The 20,851-nt window shown below is 58.2% G+C and carries 22 protein-coding genes and 1 pseudogene; 13 read left to right on the top strand and 10 right to left on the bottom strand.

Translation table 11 applies throughout. The annotated features are described in order from the left end of the window. Positions 1-457: 457 nt before the first annotated feature. The 4 genes from CKW14_RS12855 to CKW14_RS12870 all read left to right on the top strand — a co-directional run bounded on the left by CKW14_RS12855 (position 458) and on the right by CKW14_RS12870 (position 4,618). Positions 458-1,489 carry an amino acid ABC transporter substrate-binding protein gene (locus CKW14_RS12855; RefSeq protein WP_095050968.1) on the top strand — a complete coding sequence of 344 codons (1,032 nt, stop codon included), beginning with the start codon at positions 458-460 and terminating at the stop codon, positions 1,487-1,489. A gap of 66 nt (positions 1,490-1,555) precedes the next feature. After that, positions 1,556-2,737, top strand: a complete 1,182-nt coding sequence (locus CKW14_RS12860; RefSeq protein WP_095050967.1) for an amino acid ABC transporter permease — start codon at positions 1,556-1,558, stop codon at positions 2,735-2,737. A gap of 10 nt (positions 2,738-2,747) precedes the next feature. After that, positions 2,748-3,842, top strand: a complete 1,095-nt coding sequence (locus CKW14_RS12865) for an amino acid ABC transporter permease (protein WP_095050966.1) — start codon at positions 2,748-2,750, stop codon at positions 3,840-3,842. An 11-nt stretch (positions 3,843-3,853) separates the two neighbouring features. Beyond that, positions 3,854-4,618, top strand: a complete 765-nt coding sequence (locus CKW14_RS12870) for an amino acid ABC transporter ATP-binding protein (protein ID WP_008080191.1) — start codon at positions 3,854-3,856, stop codon at positions 4,616-4,618. A 52-nt stretch (positions 4,619-4,670) separates the two neighbouring features. On the opposite strand, the gene CKW14_RS12875 is transcribed toward CKW14_RS12870, so the two are convergent. Next, positions 4,671-5,159 carry a type II toxin-antitoxin system MqsA family antitoxin gene (locus CKW14_RS12875; protein WP_095050965.1) on the bottom strand — a complete coding sequence of 163 codons (489 nt, stop codon included), beginning with the start codon at positions 5,157-5,159 and terminating at the stop codon, positions 4,671-4,673. Between the two features lie 47 nt (positions 5,160-5,206). Then, positions 5,207-5,467: a type II toxin-antitoxin system MqsR family toxin gene (locus CKW14_RS12880; protein ID WP_095050964.1), complete on the bottom strand. Its 261-nt coding sequence runs from the start codon at positions 5,465-5,467 to the stop codon at positions 5,207-5,209. Positions 5,468-5,633: 166 nt separating this feature from the next. On the opposite strand from CKW14_RS12880, the gene CKW14_RS12885 reads away from it, so the two are divergent. The 7 genes and pseudogenes from CKW14_RS12885 (at position 5,634) to CKW14_RS12915 (ending at position 9,622) form a co-directional block, all read left to right on the top strand. Beyond that, complete coding sequence (locus tag CKW14_RS12885; protein WP_095050963.1) at positions 5,634-6,293, top strand: FadR/GntR family transcriptional regulator; 660 nt, start codon at positions 5,634-5,636, stop codon at positions 6,291-6,293. Next, positions 6,283-7,587, top strand: a complete 1,305-nt coding sequence (locus tag CKW14_RS12890) for a CynX/NimT family MFS transporter (protein WP_093436962.1) — start codon at positions 6,283-6,285, stop codon at positions 7,585-7,587. The genes CKW14_RS12885 and CKW14_RS12890 overlap by 11 nt, the downstream gene beginning before the upstream one ends. Positions 7,588-7,791: 204 nt before the next feature. Beyond that, positions 7,792-8,262: a nuclear transport factor 2 family protein gene (locus tag CKW14_RS12895; RefSeq protein WP_077571232.1), complete on the top strand. Its 471-nt coding sequence runs from the start codon at positions 7,792-7,794 to the stop codon at positions 8,260-8,262. Between the two features lie 40 nt (positions 8,263-8,302). After that, positions 8,303-8,605 carry a GIY-YIG nuclease family protein gene (locus CKW14_RS12900; RefSeq protein ID WP_095050962.1) on the top strand — a complete coding sequence of 101 codons (303 nt, stop codon included), beginning with the start codon at positions 8,303-8,305 and terminating at the stop codon, positions 8,603-8,605. A gap of 8 nt (positions 8,606-8,613) precedes the next feature. Next, positions 8,614-8,841, top strand: a pseudogene (locus tag CKW14_RS30180) (phage portal protein); the annotation flags it as partial. A gap of 158 nt (positions 8,842-8,999) precedes the next feature. Beyond that, the gene (locus tag CKW14_RS12910; protein WP_095125435.1) at positions 9,000-9,227 is read left to right on the top strand and encodes a hypothetical protein; all 228 of its coding nucleotides are present in this window, start codon (positions 9,000-9,002) and stop codon (positions 9,225-9,227) included. 158 nt (positions 9,228-9,385) lie between these two features. Then, complete coding sequence (locus CKW14_RS12915; RefSeq protein ID WP_095050960.1) at positions 9,386-9,622, top strand: ogr/Delta-like zinc finger family protein; 237 nt, start codon at positions 9,386-9,388, stop codon at positions 9,620-9,622. A gap of 51 nt (positions 9,623-9,673) precedes the next feature. Here CKW14_RS12915 and CKW14_RS12920 read toward each other — a convergent pair whose 3' ends face one another. After that, positions 9,674-10,057, bottom strand: a complete 384-nt coding sequence (locus CKW14_RS12920) for a DUF6124 family protein (RefSeq protein ID WP_095050959.1) — start codon at positions 10,055-10,057, stop codon at positions 9,674-9,676. Between the two features lie 536 nt (positions 10,058-10,593). Here CKW14_RS12920 and CKW14_RS12925 point away from each other — a divergent pair. Further along, positions 10,594-11,529, top strand: coding sequence for a glutathione S-transferase family protein (locus CKW14_RS12925; protein ID WP_095050958.1), 936 nt, complete (start codon positions 10,594-10,596; stop codon positions 11,527-11,529). A 116-nt stretch (positions 11,530-11,645) separates the two neighbouring features. On the opposite strand, the gene CKW14_RS12930 is transcribed toward CKW14_RS12925, so the two are convergent. After that, on the bottom strand, positions 11,646-11,996 hold the full coding sequence (locus CKW14_RS12930; RefSeq protein WP_095050957.1) for a glutaredoxin family protein: 351 nt from the start codon (positions 11,994-11,996) through the stop codon (positions 11,646-11,648). Then, complete coding sequence (yejK, locus tag CKW14_RS12935; RefSeq protein WP_095050956.1) at positions 11,996-13,000, bottom strand: nucleoid-associated protein YejK; 1,005 nt, start codon at positions 12,998-13,000, stop codon at positions 11,996-11,998. Before yejK ends, CKW14_RS12930 begins: the two co-directional genes overlap by 1 nt. Positions 13,001-13,395: 395 nt before the next feature. Here yejK and CKW14_RS12940 point away from each other — a divergent pair, with 395 nt between their 5' ends. Further along, positions 13,396-13,677 (top strand): HU family DNA-binding protein, encoded by a 282-nt coding sequence (locus CKW14_RS12940; RefSeq protein ID WP_003221909.1) that lies wholly within the window; start codon positions 13,396-13,398, stop codon positions 13,675-13,677. Between the two features lie 194 nt (positions 13,678-13,871). Here the strand turns inward: CKW14_RS12940 and rlmF are convergent, their stop codons facing one another. The 5 genes from rlmF to CKW14_RS12965 all read right to left on the bottom strand — a co-directional run bounded on the left by rlmF (position 13,872) and on the right by CKW14_RS12965 (position 20,551). Then, entirely contained in the window at positions 13,872-14,891 is a 1,020-nt protein-coding gene (rlmF, locus tag CKW14_RS12945; protein WP_093436942.1) for a 23S rRNA (adenine(1618)-N(6))-methyltransferase RlmF, read from the bottom strand. Positions 14,892-15,129: 238 nt separating this feature from the next. Beyond that, positions 15,130-17,976 (bottom strand): valine--tRNA ligase, encoded by a 2,847-nt coding sequence (locus CKW14_RS12950; RefSeq protein ID WP_095050955.1) that lies wholly within the window; start codon positions 17,974-17,976, stop codon positions 15,130-15,132. Positions 17,977-18,170: 194 nt separating this feature from the next. Further along, the gene (locus CKW14_RS12955) at positions 18,171-18,566 is read right to left on the bottom strand and encodes a DNA polymerase III subunit chi (RefSeq protein ID WP_095050954.1); all 396 of its coding nucleotides are present in this window, start codon (positions 18,564-18,566) and stop codon (positions 18,171-18,173) included. Positions 18,567-18,574: 8 nt separating this feature from the next. Beyond that, positions 18,575-19,003 (bottom strand): DNA polymerase III subunit chi, encoded by a 429-nt coding sequence (locus tag CKW14_RS12960; protein ID WP_007909049.1) that lies wholly within the window; start codon positions 19,001-19,003, stop codon positions 18,575-18,577. Between the two features lie 57 nt (positions 19,004-19,060). Continuing rightward, positions 19,061-20,551 carry a leucyl aminopeptidase gene (locus tag CKW14_RS12965; protein WP_095050953.1) on the bottom strand — a complete coding sequence of 497 codons (1,491 nt, stop codon included), beginning with the start codon at positions 20,549-20,551 and terminating at the stop codon, positions 19,061-19,063. Positions 20,552-20,851 lie beyond the last annotated feature (300 nt).

Genomic DNA, 20,851 nt, shown 5'->3' on the forward strand with positions numbered 1-20,851 from the left:
AAATGTGCGGGCGCTCTCATTAAGTGCGTGGTTCGAGTGCGCGTCCGGTTGATCCGTTAAGAAGATGTCGCAAGGTTACAAGTTTTGCTATTGACCTGTCGCCGAATCGATTCGGTGAGCGGTGTGGTACGGGCTTTGCTATGGCTTGAACCGTGCAACCGATCTTGCGTGGGCGGTAACACTATCAGTGTACGACCCGCGACGGGATTGCAAAGAATCCGGTGATGGATGTTCGCCAATGGCCGCTACGGGCTTAGCGAATGTGAAAGGGCTACAGCCCGTTCGGCCGATTGGTGAGAAGTGAGTTGTCCATGATGTGGATTTTTCTCCTACTAGACTCATAGCGAAGGTCTTACGTCGGTTGACCCCAAAAAAAGCCAACACGGGTCAACAACGCCTCAAAAGGGTGCGACTGGACTCAAGCTCCGACACAACAAGAGCAAAACTGGAGGTTTGAATGAAGATGTTGAAATCCACTCTGGCGATCGTGACTGCAGCAACAGTTCTCGGCGTCAGCGGGTTCGCTCAGGCGGGTGCAACCCTGGATGCCGTGCAGAAGAAAGGTTTCGTGCAGTGTGGCGTGAGCGACGGTCTGCCGGGCTTCTCGGTACCGGACGCAACCGGCAAGATCCTCGGGATCGACGCTGACGTCTGCCGCGCTGTGGCCGCTGCCGTATTCGGCGACGCGACCAAGGTCAAATTCAGTCAGTTGAACGCCAAAGAGCGCTTCACCGCGCTGCAATCGGGCGAGATCGACATCCTGTCGCGCAACACCACCATGACCAGTTCCCGTGACGCGGGCATGGGCCTGAAATTCCCAGGCTTCATTACCTACTACGACGGCATCGGTTTCCTGGTTAACAACAAGCTGGGCGTGAAAAGTGCCAAAGAGCTGGACGGTGCAACCATCTGCATCCAGGCCGGTACCACCACCGAGCTGAACGTTTCCGACTACTTCCGTGGCAACGGTCTGAAATACACCCCGATCACCTTCGACACCTCCGATGAAAGCGCCAAGTCGCTGGAATCCGGTCGTTGCGACGTGCTGACCTCCGACAAGTCCCAACTGTTCGCCCAGCGCTCCAAGCTGGCCTCGCCGAAGGACTACGTGGTTCTGCCGGAAACCATTTCCAAAGAACCGCTGGGCCCGGTCGTACGTAACGGTGATGATGAGTGGCTGGCCATCGTGCGCTGGGTTGGCTACGCGCTGCTCAATGCTGAAGAAGCCGGTATCACTTCGAAGAACGTCGAAGCCGAAGCCAAGTCGACCAAGAACCCGGACGTTGCCCGTATGCTTGGCGCTGACGGCGAGTACGGCAAAGACCTGAAACTGCCGAAAGACTGGGTTGTGCAGATCGTCAAACAAGTCGGCAACTACGGCGAAATCTTCGAGAAAAACCTCGGCAAGAGCACTCCGCTGGAAATTGACCGCGGCTTGAACGCCCTGTGGAACAACGGCGGCATTCAGTACGCACCACCAGTGCGCTAATGGTTCTATCACCCGGCGGGCCAACCGCCGGGTGATGTTCTTGTTCCATTTCTTCCGGGGCACTTCATGCAAAATTCAATCGGCGCACCAAAGCAGAGGCTCAGCCTCAGCGATCCACGAGTGCGTGCGTGGCTATTCCAGATCATCACCGTTGTGGCGGTGGTCTCGCTGGGCTGGTACTTGTTCGACAACACGCAAACCAACCTTCAGCACCGGGGCATTACTTCCGGTTTCGGCTTTCTGGAGCGCAGTGCCGGGTTCGGCATCGCTCAACACCTGATCGACTACACGGAAGCGGACAGCTATGCCCGCGTCTTTGTCATCGGTCTGCTCAACACCCTGTTGGTGACCGTGATCGGCGTGATTCTGGCGACGATCCTCGGTTTCATCATCGGCGTGGCGCGGCTGTCGCAGAACTGGATCATCAGCAAACTGGCGACTGTATATGTGGAAGTGTTCCGCAACATTCCGCCGCTGCTGCAAATCCTGTTCTGGTACTTCGCGGTATTCCTGACCATGCCGGGACCGCGCAACAGTCATAACTTCGGTGACACCTTCTTCGTCAGCAGCCGAGGCCTGAACATGCCGGCCGCGTTGGCCGCTGATGGTTTCTGGGCGTTCGTGATCAGCATCGTGGTGGCCATCGTCGGCATCGTGCTGATGTGCCGCTGGGCCAACAAGCGCTTTGAAGAAACCGGCGTGCCGTTCCACAAGTTCTGGGTGGGCCTGGCGATTCTGCTGGTGATCCCGACCTTGTGCGCACTGATCTTCGGCGCTCCGCTGCACTGGGAAATGCCTGAACTCAAAGGCTTTAACTTTGTTGGCGGCTGGGTGCTGATCCCGGAACTGCTCGCCTTGACCCTGGCCCTGACCGTGTACACCGCGGCGTTTATCGCCGAGATCGTGCGTTCGGGCATCAAATCGGTCAGCCATGGCCAGACAGAAGCGGCGCGCTCGCTCGGCCTGCGCAACGGCCCGACGCTGCGCAAGGTGATCATTCCGCAAGCCCTGCGCGTGATCATTCCGCCCCTGACCAGCCAATACCTCAATCTGGCGAAGAACTCCTCGCTGGCGGCCGGTATCGGTTACCCGGAAATGGTGTCGCTGTTCGCCGGCACCGTGCTCAACCAGACCGGTCAAGCCATCGAAGTGATTGCCATCACGATGAGCGTGTACCTGGCGATCAGTATCAGCATCTCTCTGCTGATGAACTGGTACAACAAGCGCATTGCGCTGATCGAGCGGTAAGGAAAAGCGCATGAGTACTCATACTTTCAAACCCGACATGCCCCCACCGAACAGCAGCATCGGCGTGGTGGCGTGGATGCGCGCGAACATGTTCTCCAGCTGGCTCAACACCTTGCTGACGCTGTTTGCGTTCTACCTGATTTATCTCGTGGTGCCTCCGATCCTCAGCTGGGCGATTGTCGATGCCAACTGGGTCGGCACCACCCGCGCCGACTGCACCAAGGAGGGCGCCTGCTGGGTGTTCATTCAGCAGCGTTTCGGCCAGTTCATGTACGGCTACTACCCGACGGAACTGCGCTGGCGTGTCGACCTGACCGTGTGGCTGGCGGTGATCGGCGCGGCACCATTGTTCATCTCGCGTGTGCCGCGTAAAGCGATCTACGGGCTGAGCTTTCTGGTGCTGTATCCGATCATTGCCTTCACCTTGCTGCACGGCGGTTTCGGTCTGACCACCGTGGCAACCAGCCAGTGGGGCGGTCTGATGCTGACCCTGGTGATCGCCACTGTCGGTATCGCCGGTGCGTTGCCGCTGGGGATTGTGCTGGCGCTGGGTCGACGTTCGAACATGCCGGCGATTCGTGTTGTCTGCGTGACCTTCATTGAGTTCTGGCGCGGCGTGCCGTTGATTACGGTGTTGTTCATGTCTTCGGTGATGCTGCCGTTGTTCCTGCCTGAAGGCATGAATTTCGACAAGCTGCTGCGGGCGCTGATCGGCGTGATCCTGTTCCAGTCGGCCTACGTCGCCGAAGTGGTGCGTGGCGGTCTGCAAGCGATCCCCAAAGGACAGTACGAAGCCGCTGCCGCGATGGGCCTCGGTTATTGGCGTTCGATGGGCCTGGTGATTCTGCCGCAAGCCCTGAAGATGGTGATCCCCGGCATCGTCAACACCTTCATTGCGCTGTTCAAGGACACCAGTCTGGTGATCATCATCGGCCTGTTTGACCTGCTCAACAGCGTCAAACAAGCCGCTGCCGATCCCAAATGGCTGGGCATGGCCACCGAAGGCTACGTGTTCGCCGCCTTGGTGTTCTGGATTTTCTGTTTTGGTATGTCGCGCTATTCCATGCATCTGGAACGCAAGCTCGACACTGGCCACAAGCGTTAGGAGTTCTGTAAATGAGTGAAGCAATCAAAAAGCCTGTAGGTCCTGAAGGCATTATTCAGATGCAGGGCGTCAACAAGTGGTACGGCCAGTTCCACGTGCTCAAAGACATCAACCTCAACGTCAAACAAGGCGAGCGTATCGTCCTGTGCGGGCCGTCGGGTTCCGGTAAGTCGACGACGATTCGTTGCCTCAATCGTCTGGAAGAACACCAGCAGGGCCGCATCGTCGTCGATGGCGTGGAGCTGACCAACGACCTCAAGCAGATCGAAGCGATCCGCCGTGAAGTCGGCATGGTGTTCCAGCACTTCAACCTGTTCCCGCACCTGACCATTTTGCAGAACTGCACCCTAGCGCCGATGTGGGTACGCAAGATGCCCAAGCGCAAGGCCGAAGAAATCGCCATGCACTACCTGGAGCGCGTTCGCATTCCTGAGCAGGCGCACAAGTTTCCGGGGCAACTGTCCGGTGGTCAGCAACAGCGTGTGGCGATCGCCCGCGCGCTGTGCATGAAACCGAAAATCATGCTGTTCGATGAACCGACTTCAGCGCTCGATCCGGAGATGGTGAAAGAGGTTCTGGACACCATGATCGGCCTGGCTGAAGACGGCATGACCATGCTTTGCGTGACTCACGAGATGGGCTTTGCCCGTACTGTGGCCAACCGCGTGATCTTCATGGACAAAGGTGAAATCGTTGAACAGGCGGCGCCGAATGATTTCTTCGATAATCCGCAGAACGAGCGGACGAAGTTGTTCTTGAGTCAGATTTTGCATTGATGGTTTGTGTGTAAATCAAACCCGGCCTTGTGCCGGGTTTGTTTTTTGTGGGTCAGGATACGGTGAGGGTTTCGTGTTCTTTGTGGACTGTGTGCTTGAAACCTCGCAGGTCTGCGCCTTCTGCCAAGGTTTGAATATCGACAAGCATGTAGGGATGTCGGTCCAGCAGGCGCATGAGCAGCACCAATGCTCTGGGTGGAAGTAATTCACCCCGCTCGTAACGAGAGAACGCGTTATGCCCGCCGCCGGAGAGCAGTTGCACCGTCTCTTTTTGCGTCAGGTGCAATTTGCGTCGAATACGTTTCATCTCGGCACCGATCATTTGTCTGGCGGCGATAACCAGCTCATCGCCTGCTTTCGTATAACGTTCCGCGCTATCGGTATCGTCATCCCACTCGACTTCGCCGCACTGCTGGCATTCCCAGCCAGAAAGATCGGTTACACGGCGCTCCATGCCTTTGACACTCAGGGTCTCGCCTCGCCCCTCGAAATGCCTCATTCCCTCACGGGCACCACAGCTGAAACATTGCCGGGTTTTCATGGGTTTTTCTCCTTGAAGGAGATTACCGGTGCGCCGCCGGCAGGGCGCTATGTCACCTTGATGTAAATCTCCAGATCTTGTGAATGGGTGTGATACACGTCCTGCCAGACTCGATGATCGTCATAGCTGGTCATCGACTTGTACAACATCCTGTTCTGCAGCTCGTAAACGATTTCTTGCATCTCTCTTATGCTAAAGCCGAGAAGATCACCGGATTCTGCAGAGCTTCTGGTAAAGGCCCTTCTTCCAAGCCGCCTGACCTCAGCCTTGATCACCGCCAGCTCATAATGGGGTGTGTTCTTTTCCATAAGAAACCAAAACCCTGTCCCTGAAATTACCCTTAAAGGGTAATTTTCACCAATCGAAAATATCGCTCCATGTGTCTCCGATTGACCCTAGGTGGTTGCCGTCCTACACGGGTCTGACTAACATGTCAGAAAATTCATCCTATGATTGGATGAAAGGGAAAATCCTATGTCAGATATCTCTCCACTCGTTAAGCGATCCCTGGTCGATCAGGCTCTGGATCAGCTTCGTCAGCGCATCAACAGCGGTGCCTGGCAGGTTGGCGAGCGTTTGCCGACCGAACCCGAGCTGTGCGCCGAGCTGGGCATCAGCCGCAACACCGTGCGCGAAGCCATGCGCGTGCTGGCGTTTTCCGGACTGATCGAGATTCGCCAGGGCGATGGCAGTTACTTGCGCGCCGTGGTCGATCCGCTCGATACGCTAAAAGCGTTGTCACGCTGCTCGCTGGATCAGGCACGGGAAACCCGGCACATTCTCGAAGTCGAGGCCATCGGCCTGGCGGCGTTGCGCCGTACCGACGAGGACCTCGTCGCATTGCGTGAAGCGCTCGGCACCAGCGGCAGCCACTACCACGGCGATCTCGACACCTATATCGCCTGCGATCTGGTGTTCCACCGTCGTCTGGTCGATGCCGCGCACAACCCGACCCTCAGCGAGCTTTATCGCTATTTCTCGAGCATCGTCGGTGCGCAATTGCGCCAGACCCTGAATATCGTCCCGCGCCGTCAGGAAGTGTTCGACTTGCATATCGAGTTACTCGATGCGGTCGAGCAACGCGACCCGGAACGGGCCAAAGCTTTGTCGAGGCAGTTGATCAATGAACCTTGAAACCGAGAAATCCATGTCCCGCAGTGAGCTATCCACAACCCCCAAACGCACGGCAGAACTCGAAGAGCTGCTGATCGATGCCGAGGCTGACGACGAGCAAGTGCAACAAAGCCATCCGCTGGTGCGCCGGCCGTGGTTGTTGCTGCTCGGCTTGATTCTGGTCGCGCTGAATTTGCGTCCGGCGCTGTCGAGCATGGCGCCGCTGCTCAGTGATGTGTCGAAGAGCCTCGGTTTGTCGGCGGCTCAGGCCGGTTTGCTGACCACACTGCCAGTGCTGTGCCTGGGATTGTTCGCCCCACTGGCACCGATTCTGGCGCGGCGTTTTGGCGCTGAACGGGTGGTGTTGGGAATTCTACTGACACTGGCCGGCGGGATTATCTTGCGCAGCAACTTCGGCGAGATCGGCCTGTTCGCTGGCAGCGTATTGGGCGGCGCGAGTATCGGCATCATCGGAGTTTTGCTGCCGGGCATCGTCAAGCGCGACTTCGCCAAACACGCCGGCACCATGACCGGCGTGTACACCATGGCGTTGTGTCTGGGCGCGGCGATGGCGGCGGGTTCCAGCGTGCCGCTGAGTGAACATTTCGGTCACAGTTGGGCGATGGGCCTGGGTTTCTGGGTGATTCCGGCGCTGGTTGCAGCGGTGTTCTGGCTGCCGCAAGTCGGGCAGAAACATGGCGCGCACAACGTCGCCTACCGTGTGCGCGGGTTGCTGCGTGATCCGTTGGCCTGGCAGGTGACCTTGTACATGGGCCTGCAATCGTCGCTGGCCTACATTGTGTTCGGCTGGTTGCCGTCGATCCTGATTGGTCGCGGCCTGACGCCGACCCAGGCCGGTCTGGTGTTGTCCGGTTCGGTGATCATCCAGCTCGCCAGTTCGTTGGCTGCGCCGTGGCTGGCGACGCGCGGCAAGGATCAGCGTCTGGCGATCGTCGTGGTCATGGCGCTGACTCTTGGCGGGCTGTTCGGTTGCCTGTACGCGCCGATCGAAGGCCTGTGGGGGTGGGCGATTCTGTTGGGGCTGGGGCAGGGCGGTACGTTCAGTCTGGCGCTGACGTTGATTGTGCTGCGTTCGCGTGATTCGCATGTTGCGGCGAATCTGTCGAGCATGTCTCAGGGTTTCGGTTACACGTTGGCGTCGATGGGGCCGTTTGCGGTCGGCGTGGTGCATGACTGGACCGGCGGCTGGAATGCCGTGGGCTGGATCTTCGGCATCATTGGCACCGGCGCGATCATCGCCGGCCTCGGCGCCGGGCGTGCGCTGTACGTGCAAGTGCAAAGCGAAAAAATCTGACGCGGTTCAAACTGTAGGAGTGAGCCTGCTCGCGATAGCTTTATACCAGTCAACGTTGCGCTGACTGACACACCGCTATCGCGAGCAGGCTCACTCCTGCATGGGTTTTGTGTACAGCGGGTATTCGGTTTACGAATGCCGATAGTGTTTCTGCGCATTGCAGATTATGGTGCTGGCACTCTGTACCTATTTTGGAGTTTGCCCATGAGCGAAGCCCACGCCGCGTTGATCACCCGCTTCTACCAGGCCTTCCAGCGCCTCGATGCCGAAGCCATGGCCGCCTGCTACACCGACGACGTCGTGTTCAGTGATCCGGCCTTCGGCGAACTGCGCGGGCGCGATGCCGGCGACATGTGGCGCATGCTCACCACCCGCGCCAAAGACTTCTCGCTGACCTTCGACAACGTCCGCGCCGATGAGCGCAGCGGTGGCGCACATTGGGTCGCGACCTACCTGTTCAGCCAGACCGGCAACATTGTCATCAACGATATCCAGGCCCGTTTCGTCTTCCGTGACGGCAAGATCTGCGAGCACCACGATCACTTCGATCTGTGGCGCTGGTCGCGTCAGGCCCTCGGTTTCAAAGGCCTGCTGCTGGGCTGGACACCACTGGTGCGCAACGCCGTGCGCGCCCAGGCATTGAAGGGACTGAAGGCATTTCAGGCCGGTCGCTGATAAGATCGCCGCCTGTTTTCCTACACGTTCAGATCCCGAAGTGACCAGCCTTAGCGAAAAACCTGTCGACGTCGCCGAACCCGTGAGCAAGTCCTGGTTCGTCTACCTCGTTCGCGCCGCCAATGGCTCGTTGTACTGCGGGATCAGCGACGATCCGGTGCGTCGTTTCGCCAAGCATCAAAGTGGCAAAGGCGCACGGTTCTTCCTCTCCAGCCCGGCGATGGCGCTGGTTTATACCGAACTGTGCCGCGACAAGAGCGATGCACTGCGCCAGGAACGCTTGATCAAAAAACTCAGGAAGAGCGCCAAGGAATGCCTGGTCGCGTCTTATCAATCTGACTGATTGCAACAAAAGACGAGTTCGAGCGCATCAACAGCATCACAAGCAATGACGTGATCGCTGCGTGGCGAATGAACCCAGCGCTGGGGGGGATGCCAGAGAATGCGGCGGGGTTTGGTGATATCGAGAAGATAGATCGGGTTTATACAAATAATGAGATACGACCGATTAGCCAGTTGTTCAATCAGGTGAACAGATCGCTGCGACATGACAGGAAAATTTATTGGGCATCTTTATAGTAAATCAATTGTATTAATATAATTTTAAATCGCAAAATCTACTAAAGACCTGTCAGGTTTGACAGTGGTTTCGATCTTCTTTTAATGACAGGCTAAAGGCTCCAGTCTTACCAAGACTAAGACTTTAATTTAGCTGGCTAGTGTTTAGGAGCTTCAAAATGTCGAAGGTAGCAGAGTTTCCGATCGTGAAAGCTATTGATACCGAGGTGTCCGTTAGGGATAAGTTTGCGAAAGAGTATGGGTTGTCTACTCCAATAGTTGAGGTTCGTCTCGACTGGGCGCGAAACATAGCCACGGTTGTTTATAATGATATTCAGCTTAGCGCGCGTGGCGTTGATGCTTACAGCGCGCCCTCAATAGAAAAAACGACAACTATCAAAAGATGATTGTATTCTTATCTTTTAGTGTTGGTTGGTCGGCGGGTGCAGAGTTTGCATTTATCAATTAGCGTGTGCTGCTGTTTTAAAGGCTTTAGGGGTAAGTTGGCGAGGAGTGGATTTAATGGTGTTGGAATTTAGGTTTTGTCATGTCTGAGTCGGTCTAAATGACGGTGAGCTGCAAAGCCTGTGATGAGAAAGGTCGGATTGTTTCTCGAGAAGAGCTTTCATTGGAGTTCGCTCGACTTTACTGTCAATGCGGCTCGACTGCATGTGGGCATACTTGGGTCACTAATCTTACATTTTTACACACACTCAATCCGCTTGCTCAAGCGGTTGATCGCCTACTGTTCGACCGACTACGAGCTTTACCACGCGAAAAACAACATGATTTATTTGAGTAACTTAGGTCTTTACCATAGTGGCGAGAGTACACCTCTCGCCACTAATTTCATTTACTCAGTGGGCACTAATTTATCCACCACCTGATTGACAGCCATCTCCGCCACCATGACGATTTGCGCTATGCCTTGCAGTGTTTTACGACGTGGGCCTTCTAACTGGCCGGCAAAATCATTGAGCATCACACTCGCCGACCCCAAGGTTTCACACGCGTCGACCAGCAGGGATTCGGCATCCGATTGCGGGTTGGCCATGTAGAGGCGGTTGGGTTGATAGGGCGTCTCCATGATCCGGGCCGTGGGTGGGCCTAAATAATGGTCGAGTGCGCGTTCGGCGGCTTCGTTGAGTTTTTTCGAATCGGGGGATTCGTAGGGGGATGTCGGATCGGTGACGGCTGCCAGGTCTATGGTCGGCGGGTTTGGCGTTATCTTGAACATGGGAGTGTACCTCGATGAGGCCGTAACCTTCCCGCCGCTAAGCGAAAGGGTGGCGGCTATGCGCAAGTTAGCGGACCGGTCACTCCGAAACCCGGCGCACCCGAGGGTGCCATGCGCACAGCCACCATCAAGCGCAGGCGAATGCCTGACGGGATGATACTTGTGCAACCGGAAGTGAACGAAACCAAGCCGCTAAGCTCGATCACTGGAAATCAGTGACGGTTCCAAGTTACGCAGCCAGTCCAAGGCGCACAAGCCGGCGGATTCTGGCGCACGCGTAGGCAGTGGCGCAAGAATTTGTGGGCCTTTGCGCGTAACACTGAGTGTCTTTAAACGGATGTGGAAAATTGCGTGTAATTACCGAAGAGTTCCATGACTTTTTCAGTCGGACAGTGCGCTAACGCCATATCTGGATGACGCGATCACTGCAGCACTCTTATCAATCTGACTGATCAGTTCCCATCAGGCAGATCTGTAGGCTGCTAAGCAAATGCACGCTAAGCTGCGGGCTCACTATCTGAGCGGCGGAGCCGAGCATGTCCGAGTTGATTCTGCATCATTACCCGACCTCCCCATTTGCCGAGAAGGCCCGTCTGCTGCTGGGCTTCAAAGGCTTGTCGTGGCGCTCGGTGCATATTTCGCCGGTGATGCCGAAACCGGATCTGACCGCCCTGACCGGCGGCTATCGCAAGACCCCGGTGTTGCAGATTGGCGCTGACATCTACTGCGACACGTCGTTAATCGCGCGGCGCCTGGAGCAGGAAAAGGCGTTGCCGGCGTTCTTCCCTGAAGGTCAGGAATTTACCGCCGCCAGTTTTGCCACATGGGCTGACTCGGTGGTGTTTCAACATGCGGTGAGCCTGGTGTTTCAGCCGGAATCGGTGGCGGTGCGTTTTGCCAAGTTGCCGCCGGAAGCGATCAAGGCTTTTATTGCCGACCGCGCCGGTTTGTTCAGTGGTGGCAGCGCCACGCGTCTGTCTGCCGAACAAGCCAAGCATCAGTGGCCGACGATCATGGCGCGGCTGGAGCAGCAGTTACAGCGCGAGCAGGGTGACTTCCTGTTTGGCGAGCCGTCGATTGCCGACTTTGCGTTGGCGCATCCCATGTGGTTCCTCAAGGCGACGCATGTGACGGCGCCGCTGGTGGATGAGTATCCGGCGGTTTCGGCGTGGCTGAGTCGAGTGCTGGGCTTTGGTCATGGCGCGGCGAGTGCGATGACCTCCGAGGAGGCGCTTGAGATTGCACGCAACGCGACACCGGCGGCATTGCCGGATGAGCAGTTTGTTGATCCGAACGGCTACAAGGCTGGCGAGCAAGTGGCGATTGCCGCGACGGATTACGGAGTTGATCCGGTGGTGGGTGAGTTGCTGTTTGCCGGTAGCGAGGAGTTGATCATTCGTCGTGAAGACGAGCGTGGCGGTGTGGTGCATGTGCACTTCCCGCGCTTTGGTTTCCGCATCGAAGCCCGCTGATCTCTCAAGTCTGATGCAAAACTTTGTAGGAGTGAGCCTGCTCGCGATAGCGTTGTGTCAATCGGCGGATTTATCGACTGACACACCGCTATCGCGAGCAGGCTCACTCCTACAGGTTATTTCAGGGCAGCGAGGATTTCGTCCGGGTCGAACCCGCGAATCAACGTACCGTTAACGTCGATCAACGGAATCCCGCGTCCACCCAATGCCTCATACGCCTTGCGCGCCTCGGCATCCTTCTCGATATCGAACTCCTTGAAGGGAATGCCCTTACTGTCGAGAAAGCGTTTGGTCTGCTTGCAGTAGCCGCACCAGTCGGTGGCGTAGAGCACGACGCTGGCCTGTGCGCGCGTCTGCTCTGCAACCATTTGCGACAGGTTGAACACCCGCTCGATCTTGCCCCAGTTCTGATAGACGACCACCACCAGCAGAACCAGTGCAACCTTCTTCAGCACATTGCCGAGCATCAGTTACGCCGCTTCAACTGATCGGTCAGCGACGTCGGCAGGCCTTTGATCACCAGCGTGCCAGCCTCTTCGTCGTATTCGATCTTCGAACCCAGCAGGTGTGCTTCAAAGCTGATCGACAGGCCTTCGGCGCGGCCGGTGAAACGGCGGAATTGATTCAGGGTGCGTTTGTCCGCCGGAATCTCTGGCGACAGGCCGTAGTCCTTGTTGCGAATGTGATCATAGAAGGCTTTCGGGCGCTCTTCGTCGATCAGCTCCGACAGCTCTTCCAGACCCATCGGTTCGCCGAGTTTGGCCTGACTGCTGGCGTAATCGACCAGGGTCTTGGTCTTCTCGCGGGCGGAGTCTTCCGGCAGGTCTTCGCTTTCGACGAAGTCACTGAAAGCCTTGAGCAGCGTGCGGGTCTCGCCCGGGCCGTCGACGCCTTCCTGGCAACCGATGAAGTCGCGGAAGTACTCGGAGACCTTTTTGCCGTTCTTGCCTTTAATGAACGAGATGTATTGCTTGGACTGCTTGTTGTTCTGCCACTCGGAAACGTTGATCCGCGCCGCCAGGTGTAACTGGCCGAGGTCGAGGTGGCGCGAAGGGGTCACGTCCAGCTCATCGGTCACCGCCACGCCTTCGCTGTGGTGGAGCAGGGCGATGGCCAGGTAATCGGTCATGCCTTGCTGATAGTGGGCGAACAACACGTGACCGCCGACCGACAGGTTCGACTCTTCCATCAGCTTCTGCAGGTGCTCGACCGCGACTTTGCTGAATGCGGTGAAGTCCTTGCTGCCTTCCATGTATTCCTTCAGCCAGCCGCTGAACGGGAACGCGCCGGACTCCGGATGGAACAGGCCCCAGGCTTTGCCCTGTTTGGCGTTATAGCTCTCGTTGAGGTCGGCGAGCATGTTCTCGATGGCTGCAGACTCGGCCAGTTCCGTGTCACGGGCGTGCAGAACTGCGGGCGTGCCGTCGGGTTTTTTGTCGATCAGGTGGACGATGCAATGACGGATCGGCATGGGCTTCTCGGCTGTAGGAAGGGAGGAGGGCAGGCTCCCCCGAAAAAGCGCTAAGTGTACCGCAACCACTGGTTTTGGCGCGGGTTGTAGGGCAAAACCGGGGCGCGCACTGACGCATATGCAGTTTTTTACCGATTTAGCGCAATAAAGCTGACCAAATGGGTAGCTAGAGGCGGATATTTCCCCGTCTCTGTGCTAGTTTTGCCCGGTCTTACGCGAAGTCACTGCGTTAAGCGTGCAATCAGCATTTGTCAGGTCGAACCAAACCCTGATTTCGGTATCTATAACCCGACTCGTCGTGGTTATCGCCGAGGGTGCCAGATCCAGAAGATCGGGCTCGATGGCTGACACTGCACTCTGCAATCCATATGAATTTGATAGGGAAGGAACACTACATGGCTCTTACTAAAGACCAACTGATCGCCGACATCGCTGAAGCTATCGACGCGCCGAAAACCACCGCGCGTAACGCTCTGGACCAACTGGGCCAAATCGTTGCCGATCAGCTGGAAAACGGCGGCGAAATCACCTTGCCAGGTATCGGCAAGCTGAAAGTGACCGAGCGTCCTGCCCGCACTGGCCGTAACCCTTCGACTGGCGCTGCCATCGAAATCCCTGCTAAGAAAGTGATCAAGCTGGTTGTGGCCAAAGGCCTGACCGACGCTGTGAACAAGTAAGACGCAGCAATAAAAAACCGTGCACCGGAGTGATCCGGGCACGGTTTTTTTGTGCCTGCGATTTAGCAAGGCGTTACTCCGCCTGTAGGAGCTGTCGAGTGAAACGAGGCTGCGATCTTTTGATCTTGTTCTTCAGGATCAAGATCAAAAGATCGCAGCGTGCCGCAGCTCCTACAAGGGCATCTGCGCAGCTATCAGCGAACCCAGCGCTCGCGGCGCCAGATCTGCTGTTCGGACTTGGTCTGGAACGTCCAGGCGACGAAACGGCTCTGTTTCTGGCCTTGAGACATTTCCACGACCTGGCTTTCCAGTACGCCGGCCTTTTTCAGCGCGGTTTCGATGGCCGGAAGGTTCGAGGCCTTCGACACCAGCGTACTGAACCACAGCACCTTATGCTGGAAGTTGGCGCTCTCGGCGATCAGTTGCGTCACGAAACGCGCTTCACCGCCTTCACACCACAACTCCGCCGACTGACCGCCGAAGTTCAGCACCGGCAGTTTGCGTTTCGGATCGGCCTTGCCCAGTGCGCGCCATTTACGCTCGCTGCCCTTGGTCGCTTCGTCCATCGAGGCGTGGAACGGCGGGTTGCACATGGTCAGGTCAAAGCGCTCGCCCGGCTCCAGCAAGCCAATCAGGATGTGCTTGCGGTTTTCCTGCTGGCGCAACTGGATGACTTTGTTCAGGTCGTTGGACTGAACGATGGCTCTGGCGGCAGCCACTGCGGTCGGATCAATCTCCGAGCCAAGGAAGTGCCAGCGGTATTCGCTGTTGCCGATCAGCGGATACACGCAGTTGGCGCCCATGCCGATGTCCAGCACGTTGACGATCGCGCCGCGCGGGACCTTGCCGTCGTTCATGCTCGCCAGCAAATCGGCGAGGAAGTGCACGTAATCGGCACGGCCCGGAACTGGCGGGCAGAGGTAGTCTGCCGGGATGTCCCAATGCTGGATGCCATAGAACGACTTGAGCAGCGCCCGGTTGAACACGCGCACCGCATCGGGGCTGGCGAAGTCGATGCTTTCCTTGCCGTACGGGTTGGTGATCACGAACTTCGCCAGTTCCGGCGTGGTCTTGATCAGCGCCGGGAAGTCGTAACGACCCTGATGGCGATTGCGCGGGTGCAGGCTGGCCTTTTCACGCGGCTCAACGGTCTTGGCCGGGGTCGCGGTGTCAGGCTTCTTGCGCGCAGGTTTGGGTGTGCGGGGGGCGTTCATGGGCGTGGTCGATTCGGGTATGGCTGAAAGTGGCGGGTATTGTCCCACATTGATGGGCCATGCGCCGAACCCATGTAGGAGCTGCCGAAGGCTGCGATCTTTTGATGTTGATTTTTAGAAGCAAGATCAAAAGATCGTCCGATCGCGGCCCGAGCCTTCGGCAGCTCCTACAGGGGAAATGTGGTGGGCATAAAAAAGGGAGGCCACCGGGGCCTCCCTTTTTCACTGCGATTTGCCCTTACAGGCTGGCAATCCGCGCATGCTGCTCGGCCAGTTTGCCCAAGGCTTGTTCCGCCTCGGCCAGTTTGGCGCGTTCCTTCTCGATGACTTCGGCCGGGGCCTTGTCGACGAAACCGGCGTTGGACAATTTGCCGCCAACGCGCTGGACTTCGCCCTGCAAACGCAGGATTTCCTTGTCCAGACGCGCCAGTTCTGCGCCCTTGTCGATCAGACCGGCCATCGGCACCAGCACTTCCATCTCGCCAACCAGAGCGGTGGCGGACAGCGGTGCTTCTTCACCAGCCTGCAGAACGGTGATCGATTCCAGACGCGCCAGCTTCTTCAGCAGCGCTTCGTTCTCGGTCAGGCGGCGCTGGTCTTCAGCGCTGACGTTCTTCAAGTAGATCGGCAACGGCTTGCCCGGGCCGATGTTCATTTCGCCACGGATGTTACGCGTGCCGAGCATCAGTTCCTTGAGCCATTCGATGTCATCTTCGGCAGCCGGATCAATGCGCTCTTCGTTGGCCACTGGCCACGCTTGCAGCATGATCGTCTTGCCCTGAATACCGGCCAGCGGCGCGATGCGCTGCCAGATTTCTTCAGTGATGAAAGGCATGAACGGATGCGCCAAGCGCAGCGCCACTTCCAGCACGCGAACCAGCGTACGACGGGTGCCGCGCTGACGTTCAACCGGTGCGTTCTCGTCCCACAGCACGGGCTTGGACAGCTCCAGGTACCAGTCGCAGTACTGGTTCCAGATGAACTCGTACAGCGCTTGTGCTGCCAGGTCGAAACGGAATTGATCCAGCTGACGGGTCACTTCGGCTTCAGTGCGTTGCAGTTGCGAGATGATCCAGCGATCCGCCAGCGACAGCTCGTAGGCTTCGCCGTTCTGGCCGCAGTCTTCGCCCTTGTCCAGAACATAACGCGCGGCGTTCCAGATCTTGTTGCAGAAGTTGCGATAGCCTTCGACGCGGCCCATGTCGAACTTGATGTCGCGACCGGTCGAGGCCAGCGAGCAGAAGGTGAAGCGCAGGGCGTCGGTGCCGTAGCTGGCGATGCCATCGGCGAACTCGTCGCGGGTCTGCTTCTCGATCTTCTTCGCCAGTTTCGGCTGCATCATGCCGGAGGTGCGCTTCTGCACCAGTTCTTCCAGTTCGATACCGTCGATGATGTCCAGCGGGTCAAGGACGTTGCCCTTGGACTTGGACATCTTCTGGCCCTGGCCATCGCGCACCAGACCGTGCACATACACGGTCTTGAATGGAACCTGCGGCGTGCCGTCCTCGTTCTTGATCAGGTGCATGGTCAGCATGATCATCCGGGCAACCCAGAAGAAAATGATGTCGAAGCCCGTCACCAGCACGTCGGTGGAGTGGAATTTCTTCAGGAACTCGGTCTGCTCAGGCCAGCCCAGGGTGGAGAACGTCCACAGACCCGAACTGAACCAGGTGTCGAGTACGTCGTTGTCCTGCTGCAGGGCAACGTCCGGACCGAGGTTGTGCTTGGCACGCACTTCGGCTTCGTCGCGACCGACGTAGACTTTGCCCGACTCGTCGTACCAGGCCGGAATCCGGTGGCCCCACCACAGCTGACGGCTGATGCACCAGTCCTGGATGTCGCGCATCCACGAGAAGTACATGTTTTCGTATTGTTTCGGCACGAACTGGATACGGCCGTCTTCAACAGCGGCAATCGCAGGCTCGGCCAAAGGCTTGGTCGACACGTACCACTGGTCGGTCAGCCACGGCTCGATGATGGTGCCGGAGCGATCGCCTTTCGGTACTTTCAGGCCGTGGTCGTTGACGCTGACCAGCAGGCCGGCGGCGTCGAACGCAGCAACGATTTGCTTACGCGCTTCAAAACGCTCAAGACCGGCGTACTCAGCTGGAATCGCGCCGTCGATGCTGTCGTTCAGCGTGCCGTCGAGGTTGAACACCTGGGCTGCCGGCAGCACGTTGGCATTCTTGTCGAAGATGTTCAGCAGCGGCAGGTTGTGGCGCTTGCCGACTTCGTAGTCGTTGAAATCGTGGGCCGGGGTGATTTTCACGCAGCCGGTGCCGAATTCAGGATCGCAGTAATCGTCGGCGATGATCGGGATGCGGCGGCCAACCAGTGGCAGCTCGACAAACTTGCCGATCAGAGCCTGGTAGCGCTCATCGTTCGGGTTCACCGCAACGGCGGAGTCGCCGAGCATGGTTTCCGGACGGGTGGTCGCGACGATCAGGAAATCGTTGCCATCAGCGGTTTTCGCGCCGTCGGCCAGCGGGTACTTGAGGTTCCACAGGAAACCTTTCTCGTCGTGGTTTTCCACTTCGAGGTCGGAAATCGCCGTGTGCAGCTTGGTGTCCCAGTTGACCAGACGCTTGCCGCGGTAGATCAGGCCGTCTTCGTGCAGGCGCACGAAGGCTTCTTTGACCGCTTCCGAGAGACCGTCGTCCATGGTGAAGCGCTCGCGGCTCCAGTCGACGGACGAGCCGAGGCGGCGGATCTGACGGCTGATGTTGCCGCCGGATTGATCCTTCCACTCCCAGACCTTCTCGAGGAATTTCTCGCGGCCCAGATCGTGACGATTCTGGCCGGTGGCTTCCAGTTGACGCTCCACCAGCATTTGCGTAGCGATGCCGGCGTGGTCGGTGCCCGGCTGCCACAGGGTATTGCGACCCTGCATGCGGCGGAAACGGATCAGGGCGTCCATGATCGCGTTGTTGAAACCGTGACCCATGTGCAGGCTGCCGGTGACGTTCGGCGGCGGGATCATGATGGTGTAGGAGTCGCCCGCGCCTTGCGGGGCGAAGTAGTTCTCGGACTCCCAGGTGTTGTACCAGGAAGTTTCAATGGCGTGCGGCTGGTAGGTCTTATCCATGCGCGGCGGGACCCTATTGGCATTAATTCAGGAAAAGCCGACGAGTATAGCGGGGCATGGGGCCGAGGGCGAGCGGGGAGGACTGGGTGGAGATCTAAATGTAGGCGCTGCCGCAGGCTGCGATCTTTTGATCTTGTCTTTAAAAAACAAAGGTCAAAAGATCGCAGCCTGCGGCAGCTCCTACACGGGGCGCGTTATTCGTACTGGCTGAGCAGCCGTTCCATGCGCGCGTCGAGGCGGCGTTTGATTTCGGTTTCGATGTGCGGCGCGAAGTCGTCGATCACGTCTTGCATGATCAATTGCGCGGCGGCGCGCAGTTCGCTGTCAAGGTGGAGCAGGGCGTCTGGGCCTTTATTCGCAGGTGCTGCCGGTGGCGCGGCGGGTGTTGGTGCTGGCGCGGCGGGCGGTTCGACGGCAGCCGGCTCGGCGCCGACCGGCTCGAACAACATCGGAATCTGTTCCTGTTCGCCATCGTCGACCGTGTCGGTCAGCAGCGGCGGTTGCAGGTTGTCATCGCCGAGCAACTGGCGGATCGATTCAAGATCGTCCAACAGGTGTGCGGACTTTTGCTGCGGTTTCGGAGTGTCCATTGGAATGCTCAGAGTCGCTGTAAACGGTGATCTTGCAGAGGATAGCCCTGTTCGCGGTAGAAACGGAAACTCTCCCGCGCGGCCGCTCGAATCGTCGGATCTTCGACCACCACTTCCGCCACGCGGGCGAATTTGCTGGCGAAGGCCGGGACTTTCAGATCGAGGTTGACCAGTAAATCCTGATGCTGACCGCAGTCATCACCCAATCCCAACACAATCAAACCGTCCGGTTCGCTGTCGGCCGGACCGTGCGGCACGAAGGTCTCGCCCTTGAATGCCCACAGGCGCGCATCGAGATCATCGCGCTGAGCTGCATCGCTGCAATGCAGGTAGATGCGGTGCCCCATGCGCCAGGCTTTTTCGGTGAGCTTGCAGGCAAAGTCCAGGCGAGCCGAAGGATCGGCGCTGGGCAGGATATAGAAGTCGACTTTGGTCATTGCGGTTCCAGAGCAGCAGGCGGCGTCACCCGAAAGTGACGCCGCCGGTCAGCGGGTTCAGGCTTTGGCGCGATCCAGCAGGTACTGGGTCAGCAGAGGCACCGGACGGCCAGTGGCGCCCTTGTCCTTGCCGCCGCTGGTCCACGCGGTGCCGGCGATGTCCAGGTGCGCCCAGTTGAGGTTCTTGGTGAAACGCGACAGGAAGCACGCAGCAGTGATGGTGCCGGCTTTCGGCCCGCCAATGTTGGCGATGTCGGCGAACGGACTGTCCAGTTGCTCCTGGTATTCGTCGAACAGCGGCAATTGCCAGGCGCGGTCGTCGGCAGTCTGGCCAGCGCTCAAAAGTTGGCCGATCAGTTCGTCGTTGTTGCCCAGCAGGCCCGAGGTGTGCGCGCCCAGTGCCACGACGCAAGCGCCGGTCAGGGTGGCGATGTCGATCACCGCTTGCGGCTTGAAACGCTCGGAGTAGGTCAGCGCATCGCACAGCACCAGACGGCCTTCGGCGTCGGTGTTGAGGATTTCCACGGTCTGGCCGCTCATGGTGGTGACGATGTCGCCCGGACGCGAGGCATTGCCGCTCGGCATGTTTTCCGCGCAGGCAAGGATGCACACCAGGTTGATTGGCAGTTTCAGCTCAAGCACGGCACGCAGGGTACCGAACACGGAGGCTGCGCCGCCCATGTCGTACTTCATTTCGTCCATGCCGGCACCCGGTTTCAGGCTGATGCCGCCGGTGTCGAAGGTGATGCCTTTACCAACCAGTGCGTACGGCTTCTCGGATTTCTTGCCGCCGTTGTATTGCATGACGATCAGGCGCGGCGGCTGGGCGCTGCCCTGGCCGACGGCATAGAACGAACCCATGCCCAGGGATTTGATCTTCTTCTCGTCGAGGACTTCGACTTTCAGGTCCTTGAACTCTTTGCCCAGATTCTTCGCTTGTTCACCAAGGAAGGTCGGGTGGCAGATGTTCGGCGGCAGGTTGCCCAGGTCGCGGGTGAATGCCATGCCGTTGGCGATCGCGGTAGCGTGATTCACCGCGCGCTGCACTTCGGCCTGAGCAGCCTTGATGGTCAGCAGGGTGATTTTCTTCAGGGCGCGCGGTTCGGCTTTCTGGCTCTTGAACTGGTCGAAGGTGTATTCGCCATCCACCAGGGTTTCTGCCAGCAGACGGGTTTTGCCGTAGCTGTCGCGGTTTTTGACAATGATTTCATCCAGTGCCAACACGGCGTCGCTGCCGCCCAGACCTTTCAGGGTGTTAAGGATGCCGGCAACGATTTTACGGAATGGACGGTCGCCCAGTTCCTCATCCTTGCCCACGCCGACCAGCAACACGCGCTCGGCTTTCAGGTTCGGCAGGCTGTGCAGCAGCAGGCTTTGACCGACTTTACCAGCCAGATCGCCACGCTTGAGGACGGCGCTGATCGCGCCACCGCTCAGTTCGTCGACCTGTTTGGCGGCGACACCGAGTTTGCGGCCTTCGCCGACGGCAACCACCAGGGTGGCGGTTTTCAACGTTTCTGGGCTAACGCTTTTTACAACCAGTTCCATGTCCGGATCCCTGAATGAATGGTCAACACGCAGGCGTTCGACGGTGTCCGCAGTCGCCTGCTTATAGAGAGAAGAGGCGCAGGCCAAAGCCTGCGACAAGGGCCGCAGTTTGAACCCCGCTCCCCGCACCTGACAACCCTAGGGGGCGTTCTCAATTAGTTTTCACACCGCGTTGTCCTTAAAGCCAGCCAGGCAAGGCGCAGGCCGCTGGGAATGGTTGTTCCCTTTCCAAGGCCTGCAACGCAGACTGGCCGGCTTTAAGGCACAACCCGAAGGGCCGGGCCTGCTGTTGTGCAGGGC

This window comes from Pseudomonas sp. Irchel s3a12, assembly GCF_900187485.1.
GTDB lineage: Bacteria > Pseudomonadota > Gammaproteobacteria > Pseudomonadales > Pseudomonadaceae > Aquipseudomonas > Aquipseudomonas neuropathica.

What these genes read in the sequence shown, in the direction of transcription:
- CKW14_RS12895 (WP_077571232.1), top strand. Translation starts at nt 7,792, where the DNA reads ATGAGCGAAGCCCACGCCGCGTTGATCACCCGCTTCTACCAGGCCTTC.
- CKW14_RS12930 (WP_095050957.1), bottom strand. Translation starts at nt 11,996, where the DNA reads ATGCTCGGCAATGTGCTGAAGAAGGTTGCACTGGTTCTGCTGGTGGTG.
- rlmF (WP_093436942.1), bottom strand. Translation starts at nt 14,891, where the DNA reads ATGAACGCCCCCCGCACACCCAAACCTGCGCGCAAGAAGCCTGACACC.
- yejK (WP_095050956.1), bottom strand. Translation starts at nt 13,000, where the DNA reads ATGCCGATCCGTCATTGCATCGTCCACCTGATCGACAAAAAACCCGAC.
- CKW14_RS12965 (WP_095050953.1), bottom strand. Translation starts at nt 20,551, where the DNA reads ATGGAACTGGTTGTAAAAAGCGTTAGCCCAGAAACGTTGAAAACCGCC.
- CKW14_RS12890 (WP_093436962.1), top strand. Translation starts at nt 6,283, where the DNA reads ATGAACCTTGAAACCGAGAAATCCATGTCCCGCAGTGAGCTATCCACA.
- CKW14_RS12955 (WP_095050954.1), bottom strand. Translation starts at nt 18,566, where the DNA reads ATGGACACTCCGAAACCGCAGCAAAAGTCCGCACACCTGTTGGACGAT.
- CKW14_RS12860 (WP_095050967.1), top strand. Translation starts at nt 1,556, where the DNA reads ATGCAAAATTCAATCGGCGCACCAAAGCAGAGGCTCAGCCTCAGCGAT.
- CKW14_RS12940 (WP_003221909.1), top strand. Translation starts at nt 13,396, where the DNA reads ATGGCTCTTACTAAAGACCAACTGATCGCCGACATCGCTGAAGCTATC.
- CKW14_RS12950 (WP_095050955.1), bottom strand. Translation starts at nt 17,976, where the DNA reads ATGGATAAGACCTACCAGCCGCACGCCATTGAAACTTCCTGGTACAAC.
- CKW14_RS12875 (WP_095050965.1), bottom strand. Translation starts at nt 5,159, where the DNA reads ATGAAAACCCGGCAATGTTTCAGCTGTGGTGCCCGTGAGGGAATGAGG.
- CKW14_RS12880 (WP_095050964.1), bottom strand. Translation starts at nt 5,467, where the DNA reads ATGGAAAAGAACACACCCCATTATGAGCTGGCGGTGATCAAGGCTGAG.
- CKW14_RS12915 (WP_095050960.1), top strand. Translation starts at nt 9,386, where the DNA reads ATGACGGTGAGCTGCAAAGCCTGTGATGAGAAAGGTCGGATTGTTTCT.
- CKW14_RS12960 (WP_007909049.1), bottom strand. Translation starts at nt 19,003, where the DNA reads ATGACCAAAGTCGACTTCTATATCCTGCCCAGCGCCGATCCTTCGGCT.
- CKW14_RS12925 (WP_095050958.1), top strand. Translation starts at nt 10,594, where the DNA reads ATGTCCGAGTTGATTCTGCATCATTACCCGACCTCCCCATTTGCCGAG.
- CKW14_RS12865 (WP_095050966.1), top strand. Translation starts at nt 2,748, where the DNA reads ATGAGTACTCATACTTTCAAACCCGACATGCCCCCACCGAACAGCAGC.
- CKW14_RS12910 (WP_095125435.1), top strand. Translation starts at nt 9,000, where the DNA reads ATGTCGAAGGTAGCAGAGTTTCCGATCGTGAAAGCTATTGATACCGAG.
- CKW14_RS12885 (WP_095050963.1), top strand. Translation starts at nt 5,634, where the DNA reads ATGTCAGATATCTCTCCACTCGTTAAGCGATCCCTGGTCGATCAGGCT.
- CKW14_RS12870 (WP_008080191.1), top strand. Translation starts at nt 3,854, where the DNA reads ATGAGTGAAGCAATCAAAAAGCCTGTAGGTCCTGAAGGCATTATTCAG.
- CKW14_RS12920 (WP_095050959.1), bottom strand. Translation starts at nt 10,057, where the DNA reads ATGTTCAAGATAACGCCAAACCCGCCGACCATAGACCTGGCAGCCGTC.
- CKW14_RS12855 (WP_095050968.1), top strand. Translation starts at nt 458, where the DNA reads ATGAAGATGTTGAAATCCACTCTGGCGATCGTGACTGCAGCAACAGTT.